A 7,908-nucleotide genomic window follows, 5' to 3' on the forward strand; every position below is an offset into this window, starting at 1 on the left:
AGGCCACGCGAGCGCGTGCACGTGCGCTCCCGTGGCCTTGCCGAGCATGCGCTCCGCCGTCGCCGCCTCCAGCTCCGCGAGCTGGCCGACCGTGCGCACGCCGTAGCGGTGCAGCTTCTCGGCCGTCACCGCGCCCACGCCCCACAGCCGCTCGACCGGCAGCGGCAGGAGGAACTGCTCCTCGCGCTCGGGCTCCACGACCAGCAGACCGTCGGGTTTGCTCACGGCGCTGGCGACCTTCGCGAGGAACTTGGTGCGCGCGACCCCGACCGAGATCGCGAGCCCGACCTCGCGTCGCACACGCTCCCGCAGGCGCACGGCGATCTCCCCCGGCGTTCCCGCGATGCGACGCAGCCCGCCGACCTCCAGGAACGCCTCGTCGATCGACAGCCCCTCGACCAGCGGCGTCGTGTCGCGGAAGATCGCGAAGACGTCTGTGCTCGCGGCGGAGTACGCCTCCATGCGCGGCGGCACCACGACGGCGTCGGGGCACAGCTCCCGCGCCTGGCGACCGCCCATCGCGGTGCGGACGCCGCGGGCCTTCGCCTCGTAGCTCGCCGCCAGCACGACCCCGCCGCCCACGATCACCGGTCGACCGCGCAGCTCGGGGGCGTCGCGCTGCTCGACCGACGCGTAGAAGGCGTCGAGGTCGGCGTGCAGCACGGTGGCTTCCCCACGCATCCGTTCTCCCGTCGACGAGCGGATCGTCGCACGGACCCCGGACATCGGTGCGGGCGCGTCGTCGCGCGGGGACCGCTCGGAAACCACACCGGCGACGAGACGAACGGCCCTCAGACGCCACGCCGGCGACGAGACGAACGGCGCTCAGGAATCGGCGGCGTCAGGCGTCGAAGCGGGCGCGCAGGGCGGGGTCGACGGCGATGTCGCCGAAGGACGCGGTCCAGGCGCCGTCGACCGCGATGGACTGACCGGAGAGGTACGGGGCCTCATCGGAGAGCAGGAATGCGGTGACGGCGGCGACCTCCTCCGCCCGGGCGATGCGTCCCATCGGCGGGCCCTCCGCGAGCGCGCGCTCCTCCGCAGCGGGGTCGGCCGCTCGGGCGATCTGCGCCTCCAGGTGCGGGGTGCGCACGCCGCCCGGCGCCACGGTGTTCGCACGTATGCCGAGACCGCCATATGTCACCGCGACACTGCGCGTGAGCGCATCGATGCCGCCCTTCGTGAACTCGTAGGCGGCGTGATCCACGAAGCTCGCCCGCCCGTGGATCGAGCCGATGTTCACGATCGCCCCCGGCAGGCCCTGGTCCACGAATGCCGACACCGCGGTCGAGCAGCCCCACAGGTAGCCGAAGCCGTTGATGCCGACGATCTCGCGCACCACCGTCTCGTCGAGCTCGTGCAGGGGAGTGCGCCGGGTGATGCCTGCGTTGTTCACCCACCCGCCCAGTGGTGCGCGCGCACGGGCCGCGGTCGCCGCGCGCGCGTGCGCCTCGCGGTCGGACGCATCGCCGAGCACGACCTCCGCCAGCACGCCCGCCTCGACCGTGCCGGAGCCCGGGGAGCGTTCGAGCCCCACCACGATCCAGCCGTCGGCGGTCAGGCGCTCGGCGACCGCGCGGCCGATGCCCTTGCCGCTGCCGGTGACCACGACACTGCGCGGGGAGTCGGTCATGTCAGTCCCTCTCGAATCGGAACACGGCGGGGTCGAGCCCGAACCCGAGGCCCGGGGTATCGCTCGGTGTCACGGCGCCGTCGAACCGCGGGCCGCCCGTCACGAACGAGGGCGCGGGGTCGTACGGATTCACGCCGCGCGCGAAGGTCTCGACCTGGATGCCGAGGTGGGCCGTCACCTCGGGGTACACGTGGCCCGACACGGGTATGCGCCGCTCGGCCGCCCACGCGATCAGCTCCCGTGCGGGGGTGACTCCGCCGATCGCGACCACGTCGAGGCGCAGCGCATCGACCTCGCCGACCTCCACCAGCGCCTTCAGCACCGCGGGGTCGGTCACCTCGTCGCCCACCGCGACCGGCAGCCCCGACTCGCGGCGGATCCGCGCGACACCGGCCGCGTCCTCCGGCAGCAGGGGATCCTCGAGCCACGTCAGGCGCGGGTCGCCCCACTGCGCGATCTCGGCGAGGGCCGTGTCGGCGTCGGGCCAGCCGAAGCCCACGTCGACCACCAGCCCGGTCGTGTCGGGCAGTTCTGCGTTCAGCAGCGCCAGCAGCTCGCGCATGTATGCCGGATCGGGAATGCGGGAGATCTTCACCTGCGACCACCCGTCCGCCTGGGCCAGCACCTCGTCCGCGACCTCCCGCGGCGTGCGCTGCGGTGATGGGTACGCGGCCACGAGCATCGCGTCGCGGGGAGCGTCGCCCGTGCCGAGCAGACGCCACAGCGGCACCCCGGCCCGCCGCGCGGCGATGTCCCACAGCGCGATGTCGACGAGCCCGATGGCCCGGCGCACGAGCCCGACCCGTCCGACGATCGCGCTCCCCCGCAGCATCCGCTCCCACGTGCTCGCCGGGTCGTCCGCGTCGGTGCCGACCGCGTGCGAAGCGACGAGCCGCTCCACGATCTCGGCCATCGGCGCCTCGCGCGACAGGCAGTACGCGACGCCGGTGGCGCCGTCACCCGCGGTCGCCCGCACCGCGGTGTACTCGCGGCGCGTGACCGTCATGGCCCCGAGCTGCAGGGGCGCGGGCAGCGGCAGCACCACCGTGGCGGTGTCGACGCGGGCGATCGCGCTCATTCGGGCTTCTTCGCGAGGGGCACGCCGTAGTCCACCATGAACCCGCCGTCGACGTACAGCGTCTGGCCGTTCATGTAGCGCGACTGGTCGGAGACGAGGAAGCTGACCGCCGCGGCGATCTCGCTCGCGTCGGCCAGGCGCTTCGCGGGGATGCGCGACAGGATCGTGTCGAGGCTCAGCGTGCCCTGCTCGACCCCCTGCCGGAAGACGCCCGTGTCGACGTAGCCCGGGGCGACCGCGTTCACGCGCACGCCCCGCGCCGCCCACTCGGCCCCGGCGGTGGAGGTGAGCCCGATCACCGCGGCCTTGGTCGTGGCGTAGGGCGCCCGGCCCGCGGAACCGCGCGAGGAGATGGACGAGATGTTGACGATGCGCCCCTCGCCGCGGTCGAGCATGCGTCGCCCGGCGGCCTGGAGGGCGGAGAACACCCCGTGCAGATTCACGTCGACCACGGCCGACCACTCGTCCCACGTGAGGTCTTCGATGCCGCGGTGCCGCTGGATGCCCGCGTTGTTCACGAGAACCTCGATGGGCCCGAGCTCGGCCTCGATCTCGCCGAACACCCGGTCGACCGCGGCGTGATCGGTCACGTCGAGCTCACGCCACAGGATGCCGGCGGGGTTGTCGCCCGCGGTGAGGCCGGGCACGCGGTCGGTCGCCACCACGCGGTACCCGTCGGCGGAGAGCCGCTGTCCGATCTCCCAGCCGATGCCGGCGGAGCCTCCGGTGACGATGGCGACGGGGCGCTGCGCGGTCATGTCTCTCCTCTACGACGGGGATTTGCTATAGCAAGTGTAGCGGCCGCGGGCGGACGCGAGTCAATGCACACCGTGGCCGTGCAGCGCGAGCATTGCTAAGCTGGAGGAGCAGACCCCCTCCGCACCTGTGGATCCAGGGGGTCTCGCTGTGTCCGAGGTCAGATCTCCCGGGGAGAGCGCCGGGGGTCGCGCTCGGCAAGGAAATCGCCGTACCACTCCCAGGCGAACTCATTCCCCGGGTGCCGGTCGACAGCGGCGTACGCGCTCCAGGCGACGAGATCGGCCATCTGCTCGAGCTGCGAGTGCTTGGAATCCAGATGGATCGCGTCCTCCAGCACTCGACGCTGGTCGAGCTTGAGTCCACGGTGCGCAGTCCGATAGCTCGAGTCCGACCCGTCGCCGTCCATGAAGACGATGCCCAGCGCATCGCGCTCGTGAAGTTCCTGCTCGAACCGATGGACGAGCGCGGCATAGGTGTCGCTGCGAGTCCGTGCGAGCGCCCGGGGGTCTGCTGATCGGAACACTGCTCCGACCGACAGTCCTTCCGTGAAGCGCAGCGTCTCCAAGCACTCTCGAGCGACGTCGCGACCGAAGTCCTTCCAGTACTCGACCTCGCCGTGTCGATGCCGTTCGGGAAAGCGCCGAGAGATCCGTCCTCGACCGTTGACGTATTCCGTGGTGTGCAGCTCCTGTATGACGGGAACGCCCAACTCCCGCCAGAGACGTTTGCGCATCTCCAACCAGGTCCGCAGTACGCTCGACCACCGGTCGGGTGCGAACTCCACCCAGCCGTACACCACCAGTCCCGTCTGAGGGTGGCCCGAGTCGTCGACGTAGATCATCCGCTCGAGCGCTGCCATGCTCCATTCTCGCCATGGGCGGCGGCGCAGATCGCGCGGGTCAGACGCGACACCGGCATTCCGCGTCGCTCCCCCGCCGGTGGAGGTAGGGACGCGTGCAGGTCAGTCGTCGAGCAGGCTCGCGACGAGGGTCACCGCGTGCGCCTCCAGCAGCTCCAGGGCCCCGGCGGCCAGGGGGGTCTGCCAGGCCTGGTAGGCGCCGCGGTCGTAGGCCTCGCGCGTCGGGAGGTAGACGAAGCCCGGGCCGTTCGTCAGGTTCATCACCACGATGGGCGTCGCGGGGAACCGTTCCCGCAGCGTCGTCTGCAACCGGGAGTATGCCTCGCCGGGATGCCCCACGATCACCGCGTCGCCCCAGCGCCACGCCCACACCGGGTGCTGCACGGTGGGCCCGTCGATGTAGCCGTCGCGCAGGTTCCGCGCCCGGCCCAGACGCTCGTCGCGGGAGCGGGGGTCGATGTCCTTCCACTCCTCCGCCAGCTGGTCGAGCGTCGGCAGGTCGCGCAGGGGGAGCTCGACGGCCGCCACGACCCCGCGCGCCCCGTCTCCGCCGTCGACCGGCCGCCCCGCCCAGATCGCGAGCGGCGCGCCCGACTCGACCACACCGTCCAGCGTCAGCTCCTCACCGGGCAGCGGCAGGGCGTCGAGCGCGGCGAGGACCGCGTGTCCGAGCGAGCGTCCGTGCCGGTCGGCCACGGTCACGTCTCCCGTGTACTGCTCGCGCGGGGCCAGCTCGCCCGATGCCCCCTGCACGAACAGGCACGGCTCACCGGTCGCGGCCTCGACGATCTCGCGCATCGCCCCGACGTAGTCCGGCGACACCTCACGGCTCTGCCAGGCGAGCGTGGTCGGGTGGCAGGCGTAGTTCACCAGGGTCGCCCGCACCCGGCCGTCGACGCTGATGCGACCGATGGTCACGGTGTCATCGGCGGTGCCCTGCGGGTTGTAGCCCACGAGCGCCCGTCCGTCGAGGTCGAGCTCCCGTTCCGCGGCGAGGGTGCAGGTGCCCGTGGTCCACTCGATCAGTCCGGGGCGGGCGCCGTCGAGCGCTTCCCGTCCGGCCGCGACCCCGGCGGCGGACAGCGCCTCCAGGTAGCCGGGGATGAGCTCGCCCCCTGGCAGGTGCGCGTCGGCGGCGCACAGCACCGCGCCGGCGTGCGTGTGCGACAGCGACAGCATGAGCTGGTCGGGTTCCAGGCCGAGACCGTCGAGGATCGCGCCGCGCACCCCCTGCTCGTCGGCGACCCGGCGCCACCAGGTGCCGTCGACCGCGAGCAGCACGCGCGGGCGCTCGTCGGCCCCGATCACCGCGAGCGCGGTCAGCTCGAACGGGCGATGCGCCCCCTCGGAGCGCTCCCAGTCGGCGGGGCCCCAGTTCTTGGCGCGGATGCCCACCGGGGGCGTGATGTCGCGCCGGGCCACACCGATGCGGGCGCGCGTGCGCGGAACGCGGATGCGGTCGCCGAGGCGCGTGGCAGCTGCCGTGTCGTTCACTCCAGGTCCTCCCTGTCGTCCATCATGGCCGTCGCTCACACGCTCAGCACGTCGGCGATCAGCACCCGGTCCCCGGCCTCGGGCACCGTGGTCTCGACCCCGCGCTCCACGGAGTCGCTGTAGAGCAGCGTGGACGGCTCCGCGAACCCGTCGGCCAGCCGCAACCGTCCCCCGACGAACTGGGAGCCGGTGATGCGCGCGTGGTTCACGCCCGCACCGATGTCGGCGTGCGCCGCACCGTTCGCGACCGTCGAGGTCACGCCGCTCAGACGCCAGGTGACGGCGCCGTCGCCGGCCGCCCGCGACAGCAGGGCGACGTCGGCCCGCTCGGTGCCGAGCTCCACGCCCTCCACGGCGATGAGCTGGTCGCGCACGGCGGTCGCCGACAGCAGCACGTCGCGCACGGTACCGCCGCGGATCGTGACCCGCGACGCGCCGAGTTCGAACGGCGCGCCGGAGGCCGGGCCGCTCAGCCGGCAGTCGACGAACTCGACCGGTCCCGAACCGCGGGCCTTGGTCCCGTCGATGCCGCCGATGGTGCAGCGCACGAAGCTGACCGGGACCGTGACGGGCGTCTGCACGAGCACCTGGTCCTTCGGCAGCGCGAACGTGGAGTCCTCGATCGTCGTCGGCCGCGACGACCGCGCCGACCGCTGCCCGATCGCCAGCAGCCCGGCGGTGCAGCCGCGCACCTGGGCCCCGTCGGCGTTGATCGTCATGGTCGCCTGCGGGTCGAACGTGGAGCGGCCGATCACCCGCACGTTCTCGAGCGTCAGGTCGCTGATCTTCGTGCCCGCGACGAACCACGAGCACACGTGGTCGCGCACCGTGATGCGCTTGGCGGCCGTGCCCCACTGCGCCCCGGAGTTGGCGATGTCCATCAGCCCGGAGTTGCCGATGAAGGTGAGGTCGTGCTCGTACTGGCCGTGCGTCGTGAACGGGTTGCCGCCCTGGTCGTCGCCGTCGCCGTGACAGTTCTCGACGATGCAGTACGCGCTCGCGGTGAGGTCGTTCAGGTGCCGCGCGTTCGACGACGTGCAGTCGGCGACCCGCCCATAGAGGCTGTAGATCTGCTGCGTGAGGTACCCCGCGCCGCCGTAGAACACGGTGGGCGGGTTCTCGACCGAGCAGCGCTCGGTGGTGAAGTGGGTGTTCCACCGCCGCATGATCACGGGCCACCAGGTGCGGCTGGCGTGCACGTCGGCGACGTCGCAGTGGACGGCGTACTCGAAGGCGATCGGGTGCGACCCTGTGCGCTCGCGCGGATCGGGGAAGGACCCGTCGGTGGGTCCGTCGAACGGTCCGGCGCCGAGGAACCGCATGTTCGCGATGCGCACCCCGACGACCGGCTCCATCCGGCGCCAGGTGAGCCGGCGACCGGTGTCGAGCGGCCAGCCGTTGAGGTAGTCGACGCGGATGTGCGCGGCGTCGAGCTGCTGCGTCACCTGCACGAACCGCTGCAGCTCGCGCTCGTCCCGCCCGCCACCGGCGACCTCGTCGCACTGCACCGCCCACCAGGTGTCGACGGCGAACGGGGTGGCGTCGGGCACCGCGACCGCGTCGGTCAGCTCCGCCCACGGCTCGGTCAGCCGGTGCTCGACGACCACGTCTGCCGCCGCCCCGGTGAAGAACATGACCGCGCCGAACGGGTTGTCGGCGGTGTTCGGCTCGATCCCCTCCGTGGTGACCAGGTGCCCGCCGAAGTCGATCTCGATGTGCGAGCGGGTGAAGACGTGCCGCCGCTGGAACAGCAGGTCGGTCTGGGCCTCGATGCGCCGGACGGCGGGGTCGTTCACCAGCGCGTCGAGCGCGTCGTCGGCCGCCGTCTCGGGTCCGGTGATGCCGAAGACCCGGAAGTCGACCGTGCCGTCGTGGAGCAGCACCCACTTCGTGTGGCGCTTGCCGGCGACGACCGTGCCGCCGTTGACCGCGGTGTCGGCCTCACCGGCCCCCACGTACACGAGCAGGCCGGCGTCGCCGGGCGCGTGATACCCGGCGACGATCGCCAGCTCGCCCTCACGCGCCCGCAGCCCGGCCAGGTCGGCGACGGTCTCCGCCCTCGTGACGTCTTTCGAGCCCGCCGCG

General features: G+C 72.5%; 7 protein-coding genes. All 7 read right to left on the reverse strand.

Annotated elements, in window-relative coordinates; all coding sequences use genetic code 11:
- A partial coding sequence (locus tag DW299_RS02800; protein ID WP_446724781.1) for a Y-family DNA polymerase occupies window positions 1-681 on the reverse strand: 681 nt, incomplete at its 3' end.
- 160 nt (window positions 682-841) lie between these two features.
- Window positions 842-1,633, reverse strand: a complete 792-nt coding sequence (locus tag DW299_RS02805; RefSeq protein WP_136035566.1) for an SDR family NAD(P)-dependent oxidoreductase — start codon at window positions 1,631-1,633, stop codon at window positions 842-844.
- A gap of 1 nt (window position 1,634) precedes the next feature.
- The gene (locus tag DW299_RS02810; protein ID WP_136035567.1) at window positions 1,635-2,711 is read right to left on the reverse strand and encodes an enolase C-terminal domain-like protein; all 1,077 of its coding nucleotides are present in this window, start codon (window positions 2,709-2,711) and stop codon (window positions 1,635-1,637) included.
- Complete coding sequence (locus tag DW299_RS02815; RefSeq protein ID WP_136035568.1) at window positions 2,708-3,469, reverse strand: SDR family NAD(P)-dependent oxidoreductase; 762 nt, start codon at window positions 3,467-3,469, stop codon at window positions 2,708-2,710. The genes DW299_RS02810 and DW299_RS02815 overlap by 4 nt, the downstream gene beginning before the upstream one ends.
- A gap of 158 nt (window positions 3,470-3,627) precedes the next feature.
- Window positions 3,628-4,329 carry a DUF3800 domain-containing protein gene (locus DW299_RS02820; RefSeq protein ID WP_136035569.1) on the reverse strand — a complete coding sequence of 234 codons (702 nt, stop codon included), beginning with the start codon at window positions 4,327-4,329 and terminating at the stop codon, window positions 3,628-3,630.
- Between the two features lie 102 nt (window positions 4,330-4,431).
- Window positions 4,432-5,823 carry a hypothetical protein gene (locus DW299_RS02825; protein ID WP_136035570.1) on the reverse strand — a complete coding sequence of 464 codons (1,392 nt, stop codon included), beginning with the start codon at window positions 5,821-5,823 and terminating at the stop codon, window positions 4,432-4,434.
- A 35-nt stretch (window positions 5,824-5,858) separates the two neighbouring features.
- On the reverse strand, window positions 5,859-7,908 hold a 2,050-nt coding region (locus tag DW299_RS02830; RefSeq protein WP_205814318.1), incomplete at its 5' end, for a peptidase C14.

Source organism: Microbacterium sp. K35, from assembly GCF_004794375.1.
Classification (GTDB): domain Bacteria; phylum Actinomycetota; class Actinomycetes; order Actinomycetales; family Microbacteriaceae; genus Microbacterium; species Microbacterium sufflavum.

Bases quoted from the DNA above. Each gene is read 5' to 3' on its own strand.
- DW299_RS02815 (WP_136035568.1), bottom strand. From the start codon at position 3,469: ATGACCGCGCAGCGCCCCGTCGCCATCGTCACCGGAGGCTCCGCCGGC.
- DW299_RS02810 (WP_136035567.1), bottom strand. From the start codon at position 2,711: ATGAGCGCGATCGCCCGCGTCGACACCGCCACGGTGGTGCTGCCGCTG.
- DW299_RS02805 (WP_136035566.1), bottom strand. From the start codon at position 1,633: ATGACCGACTCCCCGCGCAGTGTCGTGGTCACCGGCAGCGGCAAGGGC.
- DW299_RS02820 (WP_136035569.1), bottom strand. From the start codon at position 4,329: ATGGCAGCGCTCGAGCGGATGATCTACGTCGACGACTCGGGCCACCCT.